19 protein-coding genes and 1 pseudogene are annotated in these 23,656 nt (G+C 41.3%); all 20 read left to right on the top strand.

What is annotated here, in order from left to right:
- Positions 1–127: 127 nt before the first annotated feature.
- Positions 128–628, top strand: a complete 501-nt coding sequence (locus IEV16_RS09670) for a DUF411 domain-containing protein (RefSeq protein ID WP_188365499.1) — start codon at positions 128–130, stop codon at positions 626–628.
- Positions 625–2,019 (top strand): TolC family protein, encoded by a 1,395-nt coding sequence (locus IEV16_RS09665; RefSeq protein WP_188365498.1) that lies wholly within the window; start codon positions 625–627, stop codon positions 2,017–2,019. The genes IEV16_RS09670 and IEV16_RS09665 overlap by 4 nt, the downstream gene beginning before the upstream one ends.
- Complete coding sequence (locus IEV16_RS09660; RefSeq protein WP_188365497.1) at positions 2,012–3,817, top strand: efflux RND transporter periplasmic adaptor subunit; 1,806 nt, start codon at positions 2,012–2,014, stop codon at positions 3,815–3,817. Before IEV16_RS09665 ends, IEV16_RS09660 begins: the two co-directional genes overlap by 8 nt.
- Positions 3,810–6,950 (top strand): efflux RND transporter permease subunit, encoded by a 3,141-nt coding sequence (locus tag IEV16_RS09655; protein ID WP_188365496.1) that lies wholly within the window; start codon positions 3,810–3,812, stop codon positions 6,948–6,950. Before IEV16_RS09660 ends, IEV16_RS09655 begins: the two co-directional genes overlap by 8 nt.
- Before the next feature lie 35 nt (positions 6,951–6,985).
- A complete protein-coding gene (locus IEV16_RS09650; protein WP_188365495.1) occupies positions 6,986–7,324 on the top strand; it encodes a copper resistance CopC family protein in 339 nt (112 codons plus the stop codon).
- Between the two features lie 12 nt (positions 7,325–7,336).
- Positions 7,337–8,236 carry a CopD family protein gene (locus tag IEV16_RS09645; RefSeq protein ID WP_188365494.1) on the top strand — a complete coding sequence of 300 codons (900 nt, stop codon included), beginning with the start codon at positions 7,337–7,339 and terminating at the stop codon, positions 8,234–8,236.
- 23 nt (positions 8,237–8,259) lie between these two features.
- Complete coding sequence (locus IEV16_RS09640; RefSeq protein ID WP_188365493.1) at positions 8,260–8,733, top strand: YybH family protein; 474 nt, start codon at positions 8,260–8,262, stop codon at positions 8,731–8,733.
- Between the two features lie 122 nt (positions 8,734–8,855).
- Positions 8,856–9,281, top strand: a complete 426-nt coding sequence (locus IEV16_RS09635; RefSeq protein WP_188365492.1) for a MerR family DNA-binding protein — start codon at positions 8,856–8,858, stop codon at positions 9,279–9,281.
- 132 nt (positions 9,282–9,413) lie between these two features.
- On the top strand, positions 9,414–9,674 hold the full coding sequence (locus IEV16_RS09630; RefSeq protein WP_188365491.1) for a DUF5676 family membrane protein: 261 nt from the start codon (positions 9,414–9,416) through the stop codon (positions 9,672–9,674).
- 47 nt (positions 9,675–9,721) lie between these two features.
- Complete coding sequence (locus IEV16_RS09625) at positions 9,722–10,369, top strand: methyltransferase family protein (protein WP_188365490.1); 648 nt, start codon at positions 9,722–9,724, stop codon at positions 10,367–10,369.
- Positions 10,370–10,397: 28 nt separating this feature from the next.
- Positions 10,398–12,758, top strand: a complete 2,361-nt coding sequence (locus IEV16_RS09620) for a phosphoketolase family protein (protein ID WP_188365489.1) — start codon at positions 10,398–10,400, stop codon at positions 12,756–12,758.
- 89 nt (positions 12,759–12,847) lie between these two features.
- A complete protein-coding gene (locus IEV16_RS09615; protein ID WP_188365488.1) occupies positions 12,848–13,858 on the top strand; it encodes a type II glyceraldehyde-3-phosphate dehydrogenase in 1,011 nt (336 codons plus the stop codon).
- A 97-nt stretch (positions 13,859–13,955) separates the two neighbouring features.
- Positions 13,956–14,798 carry a restriction endonuclease gene (locus tag IEV16_RS09610; protein ID WP_188365487.1) on the top strand — a complete coding sequence of 281 codons (843 nt, stop codon included), beginning with the start codon at positions 13,956–13,958 and terminating at the stop codon, positions 14,796–14,798.
- Between the two features lie 16 nt (positions 14,799–14,814).
- A complete protein-coding gene (locus tag IEV16_RS09605) occupies positions 14,815–16,191 on the top strand; it encodes an MBL fold metallo-hydrolase RNA specificity domain-containing protein (protein WP_188365486.1) in 1,377 nt (458 codons plus the stop codon).
- A gap of 30 nt (positions 16,192–16,221) precedes the next feature.
- Positions 16,222–17,724, top strand: coding sequence for a thymidine phosphorylase family protein (locus IEV16_RS09600; RefSeq protein WP_188365485.1), 1,503 nt, complete (start codon positions 16,222–16,224; stop codon positions 17,722–17,724).
- 9 nt (positions 17,725–17,733) lie between these two features.
- The gene (locus tag IEV16_RS09595; protein WP_188365484.1) at positions 17,734–18,627 is read left to right on the top strand and encodes a ribose-phosphate pyrophosphokinase; all 894 of its coding nucleotides are present in this window, start codon (positions 17,734–17,736) and stop codon (positions 18,625–18,627) included.
- Between the two features lie 62 nt (positions 18,628–18,689).
- Positions 18,690–19,286, top strand: a complete 597-nt coding sequence (locus IEV16_RS09590) for a hypothetical protein (protein ID WP_229728312.1) — start codon at positions 18,690–18,692, stop codon at positions 19,284–19,286.
- Between the two features lie 45 nt (positions 19,287–19,331).
- The gene (locus tag IEV16_RS09585; protein ID WP_229728311.1) at positions 19,332–21,371 is read left to right on the top strand and encodes a copper-translocating P-type ATPase; all 2,040 of its coding nucleotides are present in this window, start codon (positions 19,332–19,334) and stop codon (positions 21,369–21,371) included.
- A gap of 113 nt (positions 21,372–21,484) precedes the next feature.
- A complete protein-coding gene (locus IEV16_RS09580; protein WP_229728310.1) occupies positions 21,485–22,501 on the top strand; it encodes a cation diffusion facilitator family transporter in 1,017 nt (338 codons plus the stop codon).
- Between the two features lie 234 nt (positions 22,502–22,735).
- Positions 22,736–23,587: pseudogene (locus tag IEV16_RS09575) on the top strand (IS30 family transposase); the annotation flags it as partial.
- Positions 23,588–23,656 lie beyond the last annotated feature (69 nt).

Here is a 23,656-nt window from a genome sequence, read left to right as displayed (position 1 = left end):
TAAGTGCCTTTGAGGCTCTATTTCATCGCCTTAGAAATTAAATTTTAAATTCATTCGGGTTCTTATCATGACCAGCCAGTTAAAACTGGTGTGATTTCACCTCGATGAGAAAACAATTGGAGTTCACATGAAAATTATTCAATACACACTTTCAGCCATGGTGCTGACACTATCCTTTGCATTGTTATCAATGATGACCGTCACTGATTTAAAAGCGGAGACTGTCGATATGCCTTTAACCGTCTATAAAAGCGCAACCTGTGGCTGCTGCGTGAAGTGGATTGATCATGCCAATGATCATGGATTCACAGCAAAAGGCATCAACAGTACACAGTTAAATAAACTTAAAGACCAACACCAGGTCCCGGCCAATTATCGCTCCTGTCATACTGCCGTGAGTCAGGATGGTTATGTGTTTGAAGGCCATATTCCGGCCAAATATGTACAACAATTTTTACAAGAACAGCCCGATGATTATATCGGTCTGGTGGTACCTGGTATGCCTGTAGGCAGCCCCGGAATGGAGTACATGAATAAATTCAGTCCTTACGTCATTATGGCGTTTGATAAAGAAGGTAAGCTCACACCGTATGCAGAAATCAATCATTTTGAGGCGCAATTCAAATGAATATACATTTGCTTAAATTTTTTCTCTATGCCGGATTGCTGGTGATTGTTATGCAATCACCGGCCGTTCAGGCTGCAGACCAACAGTTTAATGACCCTTTGAGTTTAACCACCGCCATTCAGTTGGCTGAAAAAAATGACCCCTGGCTTTTGGGCAATCAAAGCAAGCAACGCTCGCTTGAGTCTTTAGCCATCGCCGCGGATCAGTTACCGGATCCTAAAATATCTGTGGGTGTGATGGGGCTCGCTGCCGACAGCTTTGATTTTAGTCAGGAAGGCATGACCCAGCTCAAACTCGGGGTGTCACAAATGTTTCCTCGCGGTGACACCCGGCAATTAAGCCAAAAACGGCTCAATACGTTGGCACAACAATACCCATACCAAAGGCAAAACCGCACAGCAGAACTCAACGTTAAAGTCAGTCAGCTTTGGCTCAGCGTTTTTCAGGCCCAGGAAAGTATTCGCCTGATTGAACAAGACCGAGAACTGTTTGAGTACCTGGTGGATGTGGCTGAAGCCAGTTATACCACCGTGACTGGTAACACCCGGCAACAGGATTTAATCCGTGCACAACTGGAGTTAACCCGTTTGGATGATCGCCTGACCGCCTTACAACAAAATAAAGAACAGGCCATGCAACAACTGAGTGAATTTATCAATGATTACAGACCTGATATGTCCGGTCATGTCGGTGCCGACAATAATCATACCAAGCAAGCAGTCAGTCAGCAATTACCATCGATTAAGCCATTAGATCAATCGCTGATCGAGTCTCAGGACATTGATAAAAACCATTTATACCGTCAATTTGCTCACCATCCTGCCATCAAAGCCGTGCAACAACGTATTGAAGCTGAGCATGTCGGCGTTGAACTGGCCCGACAAAAATACAAACCGGCCTGGGGCGTTAATGCCGCTTACGGCTATCGGGCCGATGCCAATAATGGCCTTAATCGGGCTGATTTATTTTCCGTGGGGGTTACATTTGATGTGCCTTTATTTACAAAAAACCGACAGGATCAGACGCTTAAAGCCGCGGTGTCATCGGCTGAGGCCATTGAAACCGAACAGGATTTACTGCTGCGTAAAATGATTGCTTCATTCCAAACAGAACAATCAAACCTGTTACGACTGTATCAAAGACAGGCACTCTACAAACAACAATTATTACCCCAAATGAGTGAACAGGCAGAAGCATCGTTAACAGCTTACACCAACGACGACGGTGATTTTGCTGAAGTGGTGCGCGCCCGCATTGCCGAATTAAATGCCCAAATAGATGCCCTGAAAATTAACGTTGATATCGAAAAAACCACAATTAAACTCAATTATTTGTTAATGACAAACCCCGAACAGGTCGTAACCATCGCCATGGAGAACAGCAATGACTAAACAACACAGCAACAACATAAAAGGCATTACTATTGGCCTTATTCTAGGTATTGGGCTGACCTTTATAGCCTTTAAATTTCTGAACAGCGCAGAATCCACACAATCGGCAGAATCAGCAGACAGCAAAGAACCGTTGTACTGGGTGGCACCGATGGATCCGAACTATAAAAGAGACCAGCCCGGCCAATCACCCATGGGTATGGACCTGATTCCGGTCTATGAAGAGCAGGGTGGTTTGGCTGACAGCGGTCCTGGCACCATCCAAATTTCCCCGGCTGTGGTCAATAATTTAGGAGTCAGAACCAAAACCGTTAAAAAACAAGATATCCACACCCAAATTAATACCGTAGGTTATGTCCAATATGATGAGGATTTATTGGTACATATTCACCCCAGAGTAGATGGTTGGGTGGAAAAACTCTACATCAAGACGGCTGGCAATCCGGTTACCAAAGGCCAGGCCTTATATGAATTGTATTCACCGGAATTGGTAAACGCTCAGGAAGAGTATTTACTGGCACTGGATCGAAAAAACCAACGTTTAATTCATGCGGCCGAGAATCGCTTGCAATCATTGCAAATAACAAACGAACAAATCAATCAATTGAAAAAAAGCCGTCAGGTAAAACAAAAAATAACCTTTTATGCACCACAAAGTGGTGTGGTTGATAACTTAAATATTCGAGAAGGATATTTCGTTAAACCAGGAACAACCATGATGTCCATTGGTTCATTAGAACAAGTGTGGGTAGAAGCTGAAGTCTTTGAACGACAAGCCGATTTATTAGCCATCGGCCAACCGGTAACCATGACTTTAGAATTTTTGCCGGGTAAACAATGGACTGGTGAAGTTGATTATATATACCCAACTCTGAACCCTGAAACCCGAACGCTTAAAGTGCGGCTTAAGTTTGATAATGAAGATCAGAAACTCAAACCCAATATGTTTGCACAAATCACCATTCACAGCAATCCCATGAAGGATGTTCTGTTAGTACCCACTGAAGCGGTCATCAGGACCGGCGATTCAAACCGCGTGGTACTGGCGTTAGGTGACGGTCAGTTTAAGTCCATTGACGTTGAGCTGGGCCGGTTTTATAACCAACATGCTGAAATTCTGAGTGGACTTCAAGCGGGTGATCAAGTCGTGACTTCAGCCCAGTTCTTGATTGATTCAGAATCCAGTAAAACTTCAGATTTTAAACGCATGGAAGATGTCGAAGACATGCCAGAAAGCGTTTGGGTGGCTGCCACCATTCAAAGCGTCATGCCGGGTCACAGAATGATTAATGCCAGCCATGAGCCCATTGAAGAATGGGACTGGCCAGAAATGACCATGGACTTTACCGTTGCAGAAAATGTGAATATGAGCGGCTTAAAAGCCGGTACACAAGCCCATTTAGAGATTAAACGAGTGTCTGAACAGTCTTATCAGGTGACAGGCATACATATTCAATCAGATAAAGAAGCCGGTTCTTCCATGGATCACAGTCAACATGATATGTCTGATGAATCTGTGGATAATTCGACTGAGGATAACTCGACTGAGGATCATTCGGATCATGATATGTCAGAAATGGACCACAGCCAGCACGATATGTCTGAAGAAGCAGAGGATAATACAACCATGGATCATTCAACCATGGATCATTCAGGCCATGATATGTCTTCGATGGATCACAGTCAGCATGAGATGTCAGAAAAGTCAGCTGAACAAGCCCCCATCGATCATTCGGGTCATGATATGTCCTCAATGAATCACAATGATGATGCGGACAGTGGAGACAACCATGATTAAAGGCATTATTCATTGGTCTGTCCACAACCGCTTCTTTGTTATGTTAGCGACCTTTATTTTAATGGGCATGGGGCTGTATTCATTAAAAAATACACCGGTGGATGCTTTACCTGACTTATCGGATGTCCAAGTCATTATTAAAACAACCTATCCAGGCCAAGCGCCCCAAGTGGTTGAAGATCAAGTCACCTATCCGTTAACCACCGCCATGTTATCTGTTCCAGGTGCCGTAACTGTCAGAGGTTACTCATTTTTTGGCGATTCTTTTGTGTATGTTATTTTTGATGAACAAACCGATCTTTATTGGGCCAGAAGTCGTGTACTTGAATACCTCTCTCAGGTAGCGCCTTCTCTACCACAAAATGCCCGGCCCCAGTTGGGACCGGATGCAACCGGGGTAGGTTGGGTTTATTTATACGCCCTCGTTGATAAAACCGGCAAGCATGACATCAGCCAATTAAGAAGTTTGCAAGATTGGTTTTTAAAATATGAACTACAAACGGTTCCGGGCGTATCCGAAGTGGCCGCTCTGGGTGGCATGGTCAAGCAGTACCAAGTCAAGGTAAATCCCGATAAATTACGTGCCTTCAGCATTCCTTTGGCGCAAATACAAACGGCCATTCAAAGAGGTAATCAGGAAATAGGCGCGTCTGTGGTGGAATTGGCTGAAGCCGAATACATGGTTCGAGCCACGGGTTATTTGCAAAGTGAAGATGACCTGAGAAATATCCCCTTGGGTACCACTGTTAAAGGCACGCCGTTATTGCTGAAAGATGTGGCTGACATCGGTATTGGGCCACAAATGCGACGCGGTGTGGCTGAATTGAACGGTGAAGGCGAAACCATCGGTGGGATTATTGTGATGCGTTATGGGGAAAATGCCCAAAAAACCATCGCCGGTGTTAAAGCCAAGCTGGAACAACTCAAACAGGGATTGCCTGAGGGTGTCGAGGTGGTCACGGTTTATGATCGCAGTGGCTTAATTGAAGAGGCGGTGAATAATTTATGGATTAAATTGTTGGAAGAATTTGCGGTGGTGGCCCTGGTTTGTATCGTCTTCCTGTTCCATGTGCGATCGTCCCTGGTGGCGATTTTATCCTTACCGGTGGGCATTCTGACCGCTTTTATTATCATGCACTGGCAAGGTTTAAATGCCAATATCATGTCCTTAGGCGGTATCGCCATTGCCATCGGTGCCATGATTGACGGCGCCATTGTCATGATTGAAAATATGCATAAACACATGGAACGCACTGAAGTGACCAAAGACAACCGCTGGCAGATCGTGGCTAAATCCGCCGGTGAAGTGGGACCGGCTTTGTTCTTTAGCTTGTTGATTATTACGGTAAGCTTTATTCCGGTGTTTACCTTAGAAGCCCAGGAAGGCCGCATGTTTTCACCGCTGGCCTTCACCAAAACCTATGCCATGGCCGCATCAGCCGCTTTAGCCATCACGCTGGTGCCGGTTTTAATGGGATATTTTATTCGAGGTAAAGTTTTACCGGAACATAAAAACCCCATCAACAAAATCCTCACAGCCCTCTACATACCGGTATTAAATCAGGTTTTGCGTTTCCCTAAATCAACACTGGTGTTAACGCTGGTGGTGTTAATCATCGGTTTTTGGCCGGTGAATAAAATCGGCAGTGAATTTATCCCACACCTGGATGAAGGTGATTTGATGTATATGCCCACCACCTATCCGGGCATTTCCATCGGTAAAGCCCGGGAATTACTGCAACAAACCGATAAACTGATTAAAACCGTACCCGAAGTTGAAACGGTCTTCGGCAAAGTCGGGCGGGCTGAAACCGCCACCGATCCGGCGCCTTTAACCATGATTGAATCCTTTATTCAGTTAAAACCAAGGGACCAATGGCGGCCTGGCATAGATACCGAAGACCTTAAAAAGGAGCTCGATTCGCTGGTCAAACTACCCGGGGTAACCAACGCCTGGGTCATGCCGATTAAAACCCGCATTGACATGCTCGCCACTGGCATTAAAACGCCGGTAGGGATTAAAATTGCCGGCCCGGAACTCGATCAGATTCAACAAATTGGTCAGCAATTGGAAACCATTCTTAAAGAAGTTCCCGGCACCGTTTCTGTGTATTCTGAGCGGGTGGCCGGTGGCCGGTACATCAAAGTCGATATCAATCGTAGCAAAGCCGCCAGATACAATTTAAACATCACCGATATTCAACAGGTGGTGTCATCAGCCATCGGCGGTATGAATGTGACCCAGACCATTGAAGGTCTGGAAAGGTACCCGGTGAATATACGCTATCCACAAGATTACCGGAATTCACCGGAACAGCTGGCTTTACTGCCGATTGTCACCCCCGGTCAACAACAAATCGCCTTGGGTGATGTGGCGGAGATTAAAATCGAAGACGGTCCACCGGGTATTAAAAGTGAAAATGCCCGGCTGAATGGCTGGACTTTTATTGATATAGACGGGGTTGATATCGGCAGCTATGTGGTGAATGCCCAACAAGTCGTTGCCGATCAGCTGGAATTACCCGCCGGTTACTCCATTAACTGGTCGGGTCAGTATGAATATATGCTGCGTGCCAAAGAAAAGCTCACCTACGTTATACCTCTGACGCTGGCCATTATTATTATTTTACTGTATATGAACTTCAGGAATTTCACTGAAGTGGCCATTATTATGGGGACTTTGCCTTTGGCTATGGTCGGCAGTATCTGGCTGATGTATTTAACCGGTTATAACTTTTCAGTGGCCGTGGGTGTTGGCTTTATCGCGCTGGCCGGTGTGGCCGTTGAAATTGGTGTGATTATGCTGGTATACCTAAACCAGGCTTATCAGCAATTATCTCAACAACCCCCTGAGCAGATTAACAAAAACACCTTAAAAGAGGCCGTAATCGAAGGGGCAGGGCGACGCTTACGTCCGGTACTCATGACATCATTGTCGATTATTATCGGACTGTTACCCATATTAATGGCCACCGGCACCGGCTCTGAAATCATGAGTCGCATCGCCGCACCGATGGTCGGCGGTATGGTCAGTGCCTTAATACTCACTTTATTAGTGATACCCGTGGTGTTCTTTTTATGGCGCTCACGAAGCATTCAAAATGATTTTAAACTAACCGAGGAAACCCAATGAACATTAAAAATTTTATAACAACGTCTTTACTGCTGATGAGCAGCTTAGTTATGGCCCATTCTGATTTGGATCAATCCAGTCCGGCAAACGGTCAGACTGTCAACAAACCACTGAATGAAATTGTGCTGACCTTTACACAACCGGTCAAACTGGTTCAATTTGAACTAGTGAGTTCAGATCAACAAACGGTTGACACGAATTTTAAACCGACACTGGAAGATAAGACCGAATTTGTCATTAAACTGAACAGCTTAGATGAGGATGATTACACAGTTTTGTGGACGATTATGGGTGGCGACGGCCATAAGAGTGAAGGTGATTTTAGTTTCACGCTTAAGCAATCCAAGCATAGCAACCACTCAAATCATCACTGAGATTAACGTAATATGACAACTATTATCTGGGATAGTGCGACACTGGTGACTAAGCTGCTGATCTATGCAGGCTTTGCCCAGGCAGTCGCACTCCCTTTTATCGCTGGCCTGTGCCGATTTAATCAAAGCCTACTGAATCAGCTGAAAAAGGTCAGTTATATCAGCCTGTTGTTAGCGCTGGTGGCCATCATCGCTTATTTTTTTATTCAGGTCGCGGTGTTTGCTGAAGAGGGCTTAAACGGTGCATTTGAGCCTTTTTATATTAAGCTTATCTGGCAGTCCGGGGTGGGCGAGATGACCGTTTGGCGAATCGCTGCTGTTATCATGGCTTTGCTTAATTTAACGCTGGTTTATCGACATAGTCATAACCCGAGACCATGGTTAAAGGTTCTCAGCATAGTTATGTATGCGGCTGTTTTAGTCATGATGGCGTATTCTTTTTCAGCCTCAGGCCATGTTTCAGAATTAACAGGATTAGCCCACTTTGCCATTGGCTTACATGTCATAGTAGCTTTGGGGTGGTTAGGTTCTCTATGGCCGTTAATCATTATTTGCCGAATATTTAACAAGCAAGCAGTGGCTCGCATCATGCACCGTTTTGGCCAATCAGCCATGTTTATGGTGGCTTTGTTAATCGTGGCCGGCGGCTATCTGGCGTTTAATCTTATTGATGATTTTAATGCCTTGGCTAATACTGATTACGGTCAGCTCTTTTCATTTAAGCTGATACTGGTCTTTCATATTTTACTATTAGCTGCATTTCACAAATTTATACTGGTTCCGGGCTTATTAAAAGCCCGTAAATCGAAACAATCATTGGCCGGCTCAATTACAGCTGAACTTATGATCGGTCTGGCTATTTTAGTTGTCACAGCCATTTTAACGACCTGGGTTGGACCCACTTCACATTAATTATTAAACAGAGGAAAACTATTATGAAAAAAAGCATGCTTAATTTAATCACACTATTATCACTGGCACTCTCATTTAATCTATTCGCACACCAGGGCGAGCATCAGGGTAAACAAACTAAGCTGATGTCAGGTCTTGACACTGACGCAGCCCAAGTGGTCACAAAGTTCCACAAAGCCCTCAGATCAAAAGACACCGATGCGATTCAATCTGTACTCAGCGAAGATGTCCTAATTTATGAATCTGGAAAAGCCGAGCGCTCATTAGAAGAATACGCCGCTGGCCATATGAAGGCTGATATGCAGTATTTGGCTCAGATCAAATCCAAATTAATCGAACACCAGGTTAAAGTCAGTGGCGACATGGCCGTTTCAACCGCACGCTTCGAAAACACCCGTATGGTGGCCGGAAGAGCCCGCGTCAAAATATCCATGGAAACCATTGTTGTAACCAAGAAAAAGGGGCAATGGAAAATAACGCATATCCATTGGTCTTAAACAAAGACTTCTTCTTGATGTAGTTATCATATGAGCAATCATATTTCAGATTATTTGAAAGACTGGGTGTTGACCTATGTGCGGAACATAGGTGTATTATCAATCTCATCATGACGAAGAAAATGAAAGTAAGCGAACTTGCTCAGAAACTTCAAACCACCGCAGAAACTGTTCGGTATTACACCCGCTTGAAATACCTGAAACCAACAGTCAATCCTGTAAATGGCTATAAGCTCTATGGTGTTAAAGATCGGCATCGAATGTCCTTTATTCTGAGTGCAAGAATGCTGGGTTTTACTGTAAAAGATATTGGTTTAATTTTAAAAAAATCTGATAAAGGTAAAACACCTTGTCCCCTAGTAAGAGAGTTAATTGAGTTAAGAATTGATGAAATAAATTCCCAACTTGAAAAAACCATTGCACTTAGGAACACAATGGAAAAAGCCATAAAACAATGGCGGAATGAACCTGATCGTGAACCAACTGGTAATTCAATTTGTATCTTAATCGAAAATTATGATGAATACGATATTAAATCTAATGAGTAATACTTAATTAAAGATGTATGGCAAATCGTATCAGGATAAATGGCAGCGTTTTTATATCATGAAACGTTGTGATGGGTTTGACTATAAACTGTGAAAATAAATTAATAACATCTATTAAATGAGGAAACTATTATGAATAACAGAATATCATTATCTGTAGTTGGCAATGCCAGCAGTCTTTTTTTGGCAATCACTTTTAGTCTTTGTATTGTGTTTGATCTGATTTTCCCGGATCACGCGATGTATAAAGCTTACATACAATTATTGCCGGGTTTTCAATGGATTTCCTGGAAAAGCTTTTTCTTGGGCTTGATAGAAAGTTATCTTTACGGTTGGTATTTCGCGTTAATTTGGGTGCCTTTGTATAATTATTTTAGCAATAAAGCCAAATAATATAGTGTCGATTTAATCACAATCCCTTAACCATCATTGATAAGCATATGAATCAAAATGTTTCACATACGGGCGCGTGGGGACTGGCAATCATCATGATTGTGCTGGTTTCCTGGATTTTGTACCGTTATTTAGCACCCAAAACATGGCGCGAATGGGCCGGGGCAGGCGTTGTACAGGCTTTTATCATTGCCTTATATGCTGAGATGTATGGTTTTCCGTTAACCATTTATCTATTAGCTCGTTTTTTTGGGCTTGATGGCAGCGGCCTCAGTGCTAACTTATGGTCATCAGCTGTTGGTCTGGGTGAAACAGGCATGATGATTTCAATGTTGCTTGGCATATTTTTTATTATCACAGGACTTGGTCTGTTCTTTAAAGGTTGGCAACAAGTTCATCAAGCGAAGAAAAGTGATCAGTTAGTCACTGACGGTCTTTATGCACTATCCAGACATCCGCAGTACACAGGTCTATTCATCGCTTTATTTGGAGAAGGTGTTATTCACTGGCCCACCTTATTTTCGGTTGCTCTGTTTCCAATCATTATTCTGATTTATTACCAACTTGCTAAAAGGGAAGAGAAAAAGATGGTGGCTCAGTTTGGTGAGAAGTATCGGAATTATATGAAAAATACACCGATGTTTATTCCACGTAAGGCGCAATTGAAAAAATTCATTAAACAAGCCAACAATTAATACACAGGTCTCATAGGAGTAAACAAGCATGACTATAAAAAACAATAAATTAACATCAGATGATGTCAAAACCCTTAACCAGTATTGGGCACTTGCGAACTATATTTCGGTGGGTCAAATTTATCTGCTTGATAATCCACTATTGAAAGAAGATTTACGACTTGATCATGTCAAACCAAGATTATTGGGTCATTGGGGAACGACACCGGGCTTAAATTTAATATATATTCATCTTAATCGCATTATTGTTGAAACCAAATCAAAGCTACTTTATGTAACCGGTCCCGGACATGGTGGACCGGCCTTGGCAGCCAACACCTATATTGAAGGTAGCTATACCAAGCACTATCCTGACATACAAAAAAATGAAGATGGCTTAAAAAAACTATTTAAACAATTTTCATTTCCAGGAGGTATTCCGTCACACGTGGCACCTGAAATACCGGGTTCTATTAATGAAGGCGGGGAATTGGGCTATGCCTTATCACATGCTTTTGGCGCGGTTTTTGATAATCCTGATCTTATTGCGGCTTGTGTTGTGGGCGATGGAGAAGCTGAAACAGGGTCTTTAGCTGCTTCATGGCATTCGAATAAATTTATTAACCCAATCGAAGATGGTGCGGTATTACCGATACTTCATCTGAATGGTTACAAGATTGCCAATCCAACCATTTTAGCCAGAATACCCGAGGATGAATTAATTAATCTCTTCAACGGCTATGGTTATGAGCCTATCTGGGTTGAATCAACAGATGTTAATGAAATTCATCAATTGATGGCTGATGCATTTGATAAAGCCGTGCACACGATAAAATCAATTCAACAATCAGCCCGTGAACATGGCTTCACGGATCGTCCGGTTTGGCCAATGATTATCATGAAAACACCCAAAGGATGGACTGGGCCAAAAACATTTGACAATGAACCGGTTGAAGGAAACTGGCGTTCTCATCAAGTGCCTTTTAAAGATTTACATGGACATCCGGAACGCCTCGAACTTTTAGATACATGGCTAAAAAGTTACCATCCTGAAGAATTATTTGATTCTAAAGGTCGTATTAAAACCAACATAAATAAGTTTATTCCGGATGAATCCTTACAAATGGGTATGAGTCCACATGCCAATGGCGGAAAACTCACAGTACCACTTGTTCTCCCTGATGTCACAGATTTTAATATTAGTTTTGATTCAAGAGGTTATGAAAAAACAAGTGCCACCCGAATTTTGGGGCAATATTTGGCAGCCGTGATGGACTTAAATAGGGCTAACTTCAGAGTATTTGGCCCTGATGAAACAGCATCAAATCGATTGGATGCTTTGTACGACGTGACCGACAAAACATGGGTGGCAGAAAAACATGAAGACGATATACATTTACAAGCCAATGGCAGGGTTATGGAAATATTAAGTGAGCATACATGCCAGGGTTGGTTCGAGGGTTATTTATTAACCGGTCGGCATGGTTTTTTCTCTTGCTATGAAGCTTTTATTAATATTATCAATTCCATGGCCACCCAGCATGCCAAATGGTTAAAAGTTTCAAGTCAGGAAATTTGTTGGCGAAAGCCAATACCTTCATTAAATTATTTACTGACATCCCATGTTTGGCGTCAGGACCATAATGGATTCTCACACCAGGATCCCGGATTTATTAATCACCTTGCAAATAAAGATCCGCAGGTAATCAGACTTTACTTTCCACCTGATGCGAATACATTATTGGTGATTGGTGAACAAGTACTCAGGTCAACCAATAAGATAAATGTGATTGTTGCCGGTAAACAACCGCAATTACAGTGGTTGAATATGGAAGAAGCGAAAAACCATTGTCAACAGGGCATTGGCGTATGGGATTGGGCCAGTAGTTCAGATATTAAGTCGCCTGATTTAATCATGGCCTGTGCCGGTGATGTGCCCACCATCGAAGCACTGGCCGCCACCAAAATTCTCAATAAATTGCTACCCAACTTAAAGATTAAATTTGTCAATGTGGTCAATATCATGACTTTGGCGAATCCATCATCAACTTCTGAAGGCCTCACTGATAAAGAATTCAATGAAATTTTCAATCTTCAGGTCCCCATTATTTTTGCCTTTCATGGTTACCCGTCCATGATTCATCGATTAATCTATAACAGATCGTGCCACGCCAATTTTCATATACATGGCTTTAATGAAGAGGGCACCACCACAACGCCCTTTGATATGTTGGTATTGAACAAATTAGACAGATTTAATTTGGTAAAAAATGCCATTCTACGACTGAAAAACATAAAAAACGAAGCGACAATAATAGCAGATATGGACCATAAACTTTATCGCCATAAAAACTATATTGTAGAAAAGGGTGATGATTTACCTGAAGTTAAGAATTTTATTTGGGATTGAAAATAAAAATATGACAGATAACGATTTTAATATGCCGATGACAATGGTGATTACAGTTAATACAAAAAATAAAACAGGATGGATATGATATGAAAAATATTGCAGTTATTGGATATGGTGTTATCGGCAAAAGAGTGGCCGATGCCATTAAACGTCAAGATGACATGAATCTCATCGGCGTTTGCGATGTTATTAGCGATTGGCGCATACAAAATGCTGCACGAAAAGAATATGCCATCTATGCAGCCACACAAGAAGCCGCCGATAAAATGAAGTCCGAAGGGATTTCAGTAAAAGGCAATATGTCGGATCTTTTAAAAATCGCTGATCTCGTTGTGGATTGTACACCTAAAAATATTGCTGCTGAAAATGTGACCCTTTATAAAAAACAGAATATCAAATTTATTCTACAAGGAGGTGAAAAGCATGAAACCACGGGTCATTCCTTTAGCGCTGAAAATAATTATCAATCGGCCATAAACCTGGATGCCACGAGAATTGTTTCCTGTAATACCACATCTATTTTAAGAACATTGAGCGCTTTAAAAAGAGCTCATTTATTGGATTATGCCCGGGGAACACTATTAAGAAGGGCCACAGACCCCTGGGAAAGTCATCTCGGCGGTATAATGAATACATTGGTTCCAGAAAAAAGCATACCGAGCCACCAAGGTCCTGATGCGCAAACTGTCGATCCTGATTTGGATGTTATCACGACCGCAATAAAGGTACCCCAAACCTTAAGTCATTTGCACTATTGGAACATCAAGTTAACTAAACAAACCACCAAAGAAGAAGTGTTGAATGCGTTTAAGACGTCTAGCCGCATTAAACTAATTCGCTATGACCAGGGTCTGGTTTCAAACAACACCATTAAGGAAATGTTCATGGATATGGGCAGGCCCTGGGGCGATATGTATGAAGTTGCCCTCTGGGAAGATATGCTAATGATACAGGGAGATGAGCTTTTTTATGCCTATGTGGTTGATAACCAAGCGATTGTCGTGCCTGAAACCATCGATGCCATTAGAGCACTGACCGGAATTGAAACGGATGGCGTAAAGTCTATTTTAAAAACCAATAATAGCTTGGGAATTTAATCATGAAAAAGTACTTTTATTTGGACGGGCAAGCAATGGAGATTGAAGAGACATATCAATCCTTTATAAGGCCGATTATCACCATTAAGGCGGAACAATGAATAAACCGGTTCTGATTAAAAAATATTCCGGTGAATACGAAGCTTTTGATGTCAATAAGCTCATCAGATCCTTACGACGCTCAAAGGCAGATGAGACTGTTATTCAGGATATAGCCCGTAGCGTGCAGGCACAGATTGAAGAAGGAATGACCACAAAAAAAATCTATCAACTTGCATTCAAAATGCTCAAGGGCAAATCGCGAGTAGGCGCTTCAAAGTACAAGCTTAAAAAAGCCTTGATGGAACTCGGCCCAACGGGGTTCCCATTTGAAAAGATAGTAGGCAAACTATTGGAGCACGAAGGCTTTGCCACAGAAGTTGGTGTGATTGTACAGGGTAAATGTGTCCAGCATGAAGTGGATGTGATAGCGCAAAAAGGCAATAATCATTATATGATTGAATGTAAATACCACAGCGATCAGGGTCGGTTTTGCAATGTGAAAATTCCCTTATATGTCCATTCGAGGTTTCTGGACGTAGAGAAGCAATGGCAGCGGCAAAATGGCCACCAAGCTAAACATCATAAAGGTGGCTTGTATACGAATACCCGGTTTACAAGTGACTCTATACAATATGCTGAATGTGTAGGATTATTATTGACCAGTTGGAATTACCCAAAGGGAAATGGGCTTAAAGAACGAATAGATAAAGCCGGCTTACATCCACTAACAGCATTAACAACAATGACCAAGGCCGAAAAAACAAAATTATTGGAAGAAGGTATTGTTCTTTGTAAGGAGCTTTATGAAAACCCTGAATTATTAGAAAAAATCGGGGTACCTAAAGCAAGATATAAAAAGATTTTAGAAGATTCAGAAAAATTATGTTCCACACATTAATCCCAAGGCAAAAATTATGAAAAACAATAAAGTAAATATTCACTTTTTGGGTGCAGCCGGCACAGTGACTGGTTCAAAATACCTTATGGACACCGGAGACAGGAAGATACTGATAGACTGTGGACTTTTCCAGGGGTTAAAGGAATTACGCCGCAAAAATTGGGAATATCCGCCAGTGGAAGTTTCAGAAATAGATGTGGTGTTGCTTACCCACGGGCATTTAGATCATACAGGTTATTTACCAAGATTAGTCAAACAAGGGTTCTCAGGACCTATCTACGGCAGTTCTCCGACTTTGGATATTGCTGAAATCATTTTGAATGATAGTGCAAAAATACAAGAGCAAGAAGCTGAACGTGCCAACAGGGAAGGTTATTCAAAACACAAACCTGCAGAACCACTTTATGATTTAAAGGATGTGGAACAAACAATACCCTATTTTAAAGAGGCGCCCTTATCTCGATGGATACCATTATTTGATGGAATTAAGGCCCGTTTTCAAAACAATGGACATATTCTGGGTTCTACTTTCATCGAGTTGGATGTACATGGAAAACGTTTCGTTTTTTCTGGTGATGTAGGCAGAATTCATGATTTATTACTCTATCCACCCCTCAAACCGCAACAAGCCAATGTACTCTTAATAGAATCAACATATGGTGGAAGATTTCATCCTGATGAAGCCGACACCATTCCTCAGATTGAAAAATTAGTTAACGATACCATCGATAGAGGTGGCAGCCTGTTTATCCCAAGTTTTTCGGTGGAACGAGCTCAACTGATGATGCTTATTCTTTGGAAATTAATTAAAGAGAACAAAATTCCCAGGGTACAAATGATCATGGACAGTCCCATGGGTGCCAGTGTTCTGGAGTTATTTCACCGTGCCAGTGAGTGGCATCGTTTAGAGGAGAATGAATGTGATGAAATGTGTTCACACTTTACTGTCGTAAGCAGTTATCAGGAAACCATGGCATTACGCATTGATGACAACCCGAAAATTGTCATTGCAGGAAGTGGCATGCTCACCGGTGGAAGAATACTCAACTATCTTGAAACTCAGGCACAAAATCCAAAAAATACATTACTCTTTGTGGGTTATCAAGCGGAAGGAACACGCGGCAGAAAATTATTGGAAGGTGAAAAAGAGCTGAAAGTGTATGGAAAATGGGTGCCCTTCAACATGCAAGTATCAGAAATAGAAGGACTCTCGGCACATTCAGACCATAATGAACTTATTGACTGGATGGGTGAGTTGGCAGATAAGCCAGAACGTATTTTTGTTGTACATGGTGAAAAAGAAAGTGCAGAAGCATTGCAACAAGGTATTAAAGAAACCTTTGGATGGGATGCTGAAATACCACAACTCTATAGCATTGCGGAAATAGAATAGGTTTTTGGAAACTAAAAAAGTTGAAATAGTATGGAACAACAACCGAACACACTTAAATATAAACATCTTGGTATTTATACACAGAATGAAAACGTGGTGTATATGCACGAAGATTGCCACGTCTGTATCTCCGAAGGTTTTGAAGCCCTCACCAGAATTAGAATATCTAAGGCAAGTCAAACCATTGTGGCAAGCCTCAATATTATCAATTCAGATATGCTGTTGCCCAACGAAATCGGACTGTCAGATGCGGCTGCACAAAAACTTAATATTACAGAAAATGACAACCTGTATGTTTCACATTTGGAACCGATTGAATCCTTAAGCCACGTTAGAGCCAAAATCTACAATCAGAAATTGGATTATAACGCTTACCATGAAATCATCACAGATATCGTTCAGGGCGATTATTCCAATATCCATCTGTCGGCTTTTATTACAGCCTGTGCGGGTGACCGAATGGATATTAATGAAATATCATTCCTTACTAAAGCAATGATAGCTTCAGGGGAACAACTGAATTGGGACAAAAATATCGTCGTCGATAAGCACTGTATTGGCGGACTACCTGGTAATCGAACCACACCGTTGGTGGTCGCTATTATGGCCGCTTATGGACTTACCATGCCCAAAACATCGTCTCGAGCCATCACCTCGCCCGCAGGCACAGCAGATACCATGGAAGTACTGACTAATGTGACCCTTTCTCCAGAAGAAATAAAGGCAGTAGTAAAAAAAGAAGGCGGATGCATCGTCTGGGGTGGAACAGCACAATTAAGTCCAGCCGATGATGTCTTGATTAAAATTGAAAAAGCCTTGGACATTGACAGTGAAGGTCAACTGATTGCTTCGGTACTTTCAAAAAAAGCAGCAGCAGGTTCCACTCACGTGGTCATTGATATTCCGGTGGGTGAAACCGCCAAAATACGCAGTATGGAAATGGCACGAAAACTAAAGAGCCATATGGAAACTGTAGGCAATGCTGTTGGTTTGAATATAAAAGTTGTTATTACTGATGGTACACAGCCGGTAGGGAGAGGTATTGGTCCTGCTTTAGAAGCCATTGATGTTTTAAAAGTATTGAAAAACGAAGCCGACGCACCAATTGACCTTAAGGAAAGGGCGTTACTATTGGCGGGAGAACTCTTGGAACTTTCCGGAAAAGTTGAATCAGGAACGGGCGACCAGATTGCCAAACAAGTGTTGGAATCAGGACAAGCCCTTGAAAAGTTCATAGCCATTTGCAAAGCGCAAGGTCGCTTTACACTGCCAGTGCTATCACCTTTTAAGATTGAAATTAAAGCACAAAAATCTGGCACTCTAAAAAGAATCAATAACCGAAAAATAGCAAAACTTGCCAAGCTTTCAGGAGCGCCACAATCTAAATCAGCAGGTGTTTTATTAAATGTTCATTTAGGCGAAGCAATCGAAGAAAATCAATTGCTCTATACCTTATATGCAGAATCCAAAGGCGAACTTAACTATGCCATGGATTACAAAAATAACCATAACGACATTCTAACCATTATTTAACAATAAACCATGAAAACAATATTATTTAGTTTACCCGGCAACGAAGAACTCACAGAACGATTAGCATCTAAAATGGATGCCGAAGTCGGTGAGGCCACAATACGCAATTTTCCCGATGGAGAATCTTATACTCGCATACTATCTGATGTAAAAGGCAAGAGAGTGGTTTTAGTGTGTACCTTGCATCAACCCGATGAGAAATTGCTCTCTCTTTATTTTTTAAGCAAAACGGCCAAATCATTGGGGGCTAAATGCACCTGTTTATTGGCACCTTATCTGGCTTATATGCGCCAGGACAAGGTCTTTAATGAAGGCGAGGGTGTTACATCTGGTTTTTTTGGAGAATTGGTTTCAGGATTTGCCGACAGCATTGCCACTGTAGACCCCCACTTACACAGAATAAGTACTTTGGATGAAGTTTATACAGTTCCCAATAAAGTTATCCGCGCTGCTGATACCATTGCAGAGTGGATAAAAGAAAACATAGAAAACCCGGTTCTTATCGGTCCCGATTCTGAAAGCGAACAATGGGTTTCCGAGGTGGCAAAAAATGCAAAAGCACCCTTTACTGTTTTACAAAAAGTACGTCACGGCGACCGTAATGTGGAAGTATCGGTACCGGATGTTGAAAAATACACAAATGCCACACCTATTTTAGTGGATGACATTATTTCCACGGCACGAACAATGATTGAAACTGTGCAACACTTGAAAAAAGCAGGGATGAAACCACCGATATGTGTAGGTATTCATGCCGTTTTTTCAGGTAATGCCTATCAGGACTTGTTGGATTCCGGAGTGGAAAAAATAGTGACCTGTAACACCATCCCACATCCGACAAATGCCATTGATTTAAGTGATGTTATGGCAAAAGAAGTAAAAAAACTAATGCACCATTTATGATAAAGAATAGCTTCATACTCTTTTTTATATTGTTTACTGCCACAGTAAATGGACAAACTGAGATGCTTATTGGACAGATTTCCGATAGGATAGTTGTTCGGGAAAATTTTAATGAAAAGGGTGCTTTTCTTAACAAACAAATATTTGTCGCTAATAAAGTTATCTATAATGATGGTTATTATGAAATTGAAGTCATTGCGGAGCTGTTTGATAAAAATAAAAAGTCTATTGAAAAGTACAGAACCATTTATCGTTGTGAGCCTGATGAAGCCAGTATGATGGTTATGGCTTTTCCATTTACCAATCCAAAATCAAAACAAACCGAAATCAATACCATCTCTAAAAACTTTAAAAAACTTTATGATTTTGAAAACATGAAAGACATCGAAATGGAAATGAATTTTGACTCAGGCTGGTTAAAATTTTTAGGATCAAAAAGCCTCATAAAGATTTTTGACCGAAAATTAGAAAAAGAACAAAACAAAAATAACATTAAATCAAAAATTAGTATGAAAGCCTATGCGTGGGGAATTCGCATTAAACAACTCAATTACACCGTTAACGAAGTATTAAATGAAAACGGTTTATTAGACTTTCAGAAATTTACTGAAGCCGATGGTAGTTATTTTACAATAAAATATGCAGAGGTCTCTAAATAATTGAGTCATAAATATCACTATAACAACAAAATGGGTTGCACAAAGATGAAACACACAAAAGAAGATCATTCTAAAATGAACCACGAAAGTGGAGACCATTCGGGTCATAGTCCGGGGCACGGGCAAATGGGTCACGACCATCACAAAATGATGATAGATGACTTTAAAAAACGGTTTTGGGTAACGCTGGTACTGACTGTCCCCATACTGTTCATATCACCGATGATTCAGGATTTTTTAGGCTATGAATTTCTACTTCCGGGAAATCCATATATATTATTTATCCTTTCTTCGGTGGTCTATTTTTATGGCGGCTGGCCATTTATAACCGGCTTTTGGTCAGAAGTTAAAAAAGCCGCACCCGGGATGATGACGCTGATTGCCTTGGCCATTACTGTGGCTTATGTATATAGTTCAGCGACAGTGTTTGGCTTGCAAGGCGTTGACTTTTTCTGGGAGCTTGCCACCCTTATCGCCATTATGCTTTTGGGTCACTGGATAGAGATGAAAAGTGTTCTGGGGGCTTCCAAAGCATTGCAACTGCTGGTCAGTATGATGCCGGCTGAAGCACATCGCGTTAAAGGTGATAACATTGAGGACATTCCTCTGGATGAGTTATTAATAGACGACATCATTCTGGTCAGGCCGGGAGAAAAAGTCCCTGCCGATGGAATTATTGTAGAAGGCTCCAGTTATTTAAACGAATCGATGCTTACCGGAGAATCTAAACCGGTCAAAAAAGAAGAAAAAGACAAAGTAATTGGTGGTTCAATAAACGGCAATGGCAGCATAAAGATAAAAGTAGAGCATACTGGAAAAGACAGCTATCTTAACAAAGTCATCACCATGGTCGAGGAAGCTCAGAAGACCAAATCAAAAATGCAAAACCTGTCGGATAGGGCAGCCAAGTGGTTGACCTATATTGCGCTTGTCATTGGTTTTGGAACCTTGTCAGTATGGTTAATTTTAGGCTTTCCTTTTGTCTATGCATTAGAGCGAATGGTGACCGTTATGGTCATAGCTTGTCCACATGCATTAGGGCTTGCCATTCCGCTTGTGGTTGCAATTTCTACCGCTGTATCTGCACAAAATGGATTGTTGATTCGCAATCGGACTGCTTTTGAAGAATCACGTAAAATTTCAGTTTTAGTTTTTGATAAAACAGGGACATTGACCAAAGGTGATTTTGGTGTTACTCGAATTAAATCTGTCCATGTGGATTATTCTTCTGATGAAATTTTACGTCTGTCAAGTGCCTTAGAGCAAAGTTCAGAACATCCTATTGCTGTAGGTATCATTAAAAAAGTCAAAGAAGAAAAAATGACCATTCCAAATCTCGAAAACTTTAATGCCATTACCGGTAAAGGAGTCGAAGCCATTGTAGAAGGCAAGCAAATAAAAGTAGTGAGCCCGGGTTATTTAAGAGATGAGAAAATCACCATTCCAAAAGATGCCTACAGTGATGCCGCGGAAACGGTCGTATTTGTGTTAATCGATGATCAATTGGCCGGTTATATCGCTCTGGCTGATGAAATAAGACCAGAATCCGCTAAAGCCATTAAAATATTTAAAGAAAACAACATCAAAGTCTTGATGGCCACTGGCGATAATGAAATAACAGCCAAAGCGGTCAGCGATAATTTGGGTTTGGATGGGTATTTTGCAGAGGTTCTTCCACATCAAAAGGTAGAAATCGTTAAAGATCTACAAAGCAAAAATGAATTTGTTGCGATGACTGGTGACGGGGTCAATGATGCCCCTGCTTTGGCACAGGCAAATGTTGGAATCGCCGTAGGTTCCGGTACAGACGTTGCGGCCGAGACCGCCGATATTATTTTGGTTAATAGTAACCCACAGGATATTGCTAACTTGATTTTGTTTGGTAAAGCAACTTACAACAAAATGATTCAAAATTTGACATGGGCTACAGGCTATAACGTAGTCGCCATACCCTTGGCAGCAGGTGTATTGTACTCGTCAGGCTTTGTTTTAAGCCCAGCTATTGGTGCAGTCTTTATGAGTTTGAGTACCATTATTGTGGCCATTAATGCACAATTACTAAAACGAAAAATAGCTAAAAAATAATTGAAAAGAATGTAGTTATAAAATTAGCAATGTAATTGAGGCTTGGTTTATCTGCTGTTGTCTGTCTAATTGGTTTTGATCTATTCAGAGTGCAGTTATATAACACTTAGAGTTTGCTTTTTTTAATTCAAATTCCTAAAACGAAATCTGAGGTTAAAATGAAACAGTTAGGCGCAAAAGAAACTGAAAAACATAACTCAACCAATCACCAATTTCACGGCATGCAAGCCGACGCCAAAGCCTTAAAAATAACCGGCTGGTTAACCGGTATTTATTTTATTATTGAACTTATTTTGGGTTTTTATTCAGGCTCGGTCGCCGTCATATCAGATGCATTCCACACGTTTTCTGCAGTTGGCGGGGTTCTCATTGCTTTGGTCGCAAACCGTATTGCGACCAGACCTCCTGGTAAAAGTTATACATTTGGCTTTATCCGCGCAGAAATAATAGGCGCTTTATTGAATGGTCTGTTTTTGCTAATGATGGCAATTTATGTTCTTTGGATGGGATATAGCCGTTTGAAAGTAAGCATAGAGCTACCAACAAATATCATGTTTATTTCAGCGATTGGCGGACTGATTACTGAATTTATATCAATGGCCGTCATGTGGAAGGGTTCAAAAAACAACCTCAACATGAAAGGTGCACTTTGGCATGTCTTACAAACCTTTGTTGGTAGTATCATTATTATTATTGCTGCAGTGGTTATTAAATTTACAGGTTGGTATCCCATTGACCCGATACTGGGGATGTTATTTGGTTTGGTTCTATTTGTCGCGTCCATAAACATCATCAAAGACAGTTTTGATATTTTGTTAGAGTCAGCACCCAAAGACATCGAAGTGACAGAAATTGTTAAAGACTTAGAAAATATAAATAGCGTGACTGATGTCCACCACGTCCATGCCTGGGCCTTAACATCTGGTAAGAATTTGTTCATGGCGCATTTGAAAATTAATAAAATCAATGGTCATGAACAGGTTCTTGATGAGGCTGATAAATTACTCAAATCGAAATACGATATTTACTTTTCAACCCTACAAGTTGAAGAGAATTGTCGGATGAATGATGATTCCAAATTTATTGATTACTTAGACAGTGACTCAAAACCGACTATCCAAGGGTCATGAAGAGTAGTAAAACTAATAATGTTCTGGCTATTATTCTGGTAATGGTTTTGTGGGCTATTTGCTATCCGTTAATAGTAATGGGTCTAAACTTTGCGCCTCATATCACTTTTGCCGCCATGCGTGCATCAATAGCAGGGGTTATACTGCCTGAATTCGGATAATAAGTGCAATTTCCTGAGAAAGTCGGTTAACTGATATAGTTACTGATTTTTCTCACCAAAAGGAAAATGCAATATGAGCTATAAACAGTTAACCGAACCAGAACGATATCAGATTTACAGGCTAAAGAACATGGGTTTCACACAAAAGATTATAGCCAAAGAGCTTGGCAGATCACCTTCTACCATTTCTCGTGAAATATCCCGTAATACAGGCAAAAAGAATTACCGGGCCAAGCAAGCCCAACAGCTGGCTGAAAGTCGTCGTAAGAACGCCCACAAAGCCGTTAAGTTAACAGAACAAGTTAAACATTGGATTATCACACTTCTGTATCATGACCTGAGCCCAGAACAGATTACTATTTATCTCAAAAGGCGTAAGAGTATCTCGTTGCATCACGAAACCATATACCAGCTTATTTATGCTGATAGAGATGCCGGTGGAACACTTTACAAACAATTACGAACTGCTTGTAAGAAGTACCGCAAACGTTATGGTTCTTATGATAAGCGGGGTAAAATCAGGAACAGGGTCAGTATTGACGACAGACCGGCTGTGGTTGATAAGAAAACAAGGATTGGTGATTGGGAAGGTGACACAATCATTGGCAAAGGTCGTCAAAGCGCTTTGCTCACCCTGGTTGAAAGAAAGACCTTGTACACCATGATCTTCCGGTTAACCGGAAAACAAGCTTCACTGTTGGCGGAGGCAGCCATTGAAGGTATGGCACATATAGTTGACCAAATACTGACTATTACATTGGATAATGGTTTGGAGTTTGCAGCCCATGAACTGATCGCTGAAGGGCTAAAGGCTGACATTTATTTTGCCCATCCTTATAGTTCCTGGGAGCGTGGTATCAATGAAAATACCAATGGCTTAATCAGGCAATATTTTCCAAAGGGAACCGATTTCAATCAAGTCACAGTGACTAGCCCAATAAACCGCTACCATTTGTAAAGAGAGAGATTTCATCATGAAAGCATGCTTTCATGA

The sequence above is a fragment of the Marinicella pacifica genome (assembly GCF_014636635.1).
Classification (GTDB): domain Bacteria; phylum Pseudomonadota; class Gammaproteobacteria; order Xanthomonadales; family Marinicellaceae; genus Marinicella; species Marinicella pacifica.
This window is presented reverse-complemented; position numbering and strand designations above follow the sequence as displayed.

Bases quoted from the DNA above. Each gene is read 5' to 3' on its own strand.
- IEV16_RS09645 (WP_188365494.1), top strand. From the start codon at position 7,337: ATGACAACTATTATCTGGGATAGTGCGACACTGGTGACTAAGCTGCTG.
- IEV16_RS09670 (WP_188365499.1), top strand. From the start codon at position 128: ATGAAAATTATTCAATACACACTTTCAGCCATGGTGCTGACACTATCC.
- IEV16_RS09605 (WP_188365486.1), top strand. From the start codon at position 14,815: ATGAAAAACAATAAAGTAAATATTCACTTTTTGGGTGCAGCCGGCACA.
- IEV16_RS09640 (WP_188365493.1), top strand. From the start codon at position 8,260: ATGAAAAAAAGCATGCTTAATTTAATCACACTATTATCACTGGCACTC.
- IEV16_RS09590 (WP_229728312.1), top strand. From the start codon at position 18,690: ATGCTTATTGGACAGATTTCCGATAGGATAGTTGTTCGGGAAAATTTT.
- IEV16_RS09660 (WP_188365497.1), top strand. From the start codon at position 2,012: ATGACTAAACAACACAGCAACAACATAAAAGGCATTACTATTGGCCTT.
- IEV16_RS09615 (WP_188365488.1), top strand. From the start codon at position 12,848: ATGAAAAATATTGCAGTTATTGGATATGGTGTTATCGGCAAAAGAGTG.
- IEV16_RS09595 (WP_188365484.1), top strand. From the start codon at position 17,734: ATGAAAACAATATTATTTAGTTTACCCGGCAACGAAGAACTCACAGAA.
- IEV16_RS09620 (WP_188365489.1), top strand. From the start codon at position 10,398: ATGACTATAAAAAACAATAAATTAACATCAGATGATGTCAAAACCCTT.
- IEV16_RS09600 (WP_188365485.1), top strand. From the start codon at position 16,222: ATGGAACAACAACCGAACACACTTAAATATAAACATCTTGGTATTTAT.
- IEV16_RS09625 (WP_188365490.1), top strand. From the start codon at position 9,722: ATGAATCAAAATGTTTCACATACGGGCGCGTGGGGACTGGCAATCATC.
- IEV16_RS09650 (WP_188365495.1), top strand. From the start codon at position 6,986: ATGAGCAGCTTAGTTATGGCCCATTCTGATTTGGATCAATCCAGTCCG.
- IEV16_RS09635 (WP_188365492.1), top strand. From the start codon at position 8,856: ATGAAAGTAAGCGAACTTGCTCAGAAACTTCAAACCACCGCAGAAACT.
- IEV16_RS09610 (WP_188365487.1), top strand. From the start codon at position 13,956: ATGAATAAACCGGTTCTGATTAAAAAATATTCCGGTGAATACGAAGCT.
- IEV16_RS09655 (WP_188365496.1), top strand. From the start codon at position 3,810: ATGATTAAAGGCATTATTCATTGGTCTGTCCACAACCGCTTCTTTGTT.
- IEV16_RS09630 (WP_188365491.1), top strand. From the start codon at position 9,414: ATGAATAACAGAATATCATTATCTGTAGTTGGCAATGCCAGCAGTCTT.
- IEV16_RS09585 (WP_229728311.1), top strand. From the start codon at position 19,332: ATGAAACACACAAAAGAAGATCATTCTAAAATGAACCACGAAAGTGGA.
- IEV16_RS09665 (WP_188365498.1), top strand. From the start codon at position 625: ATGAATATACATTTGCTTAAATTTTTTCTCTATGCCGGATTGCTGGTG.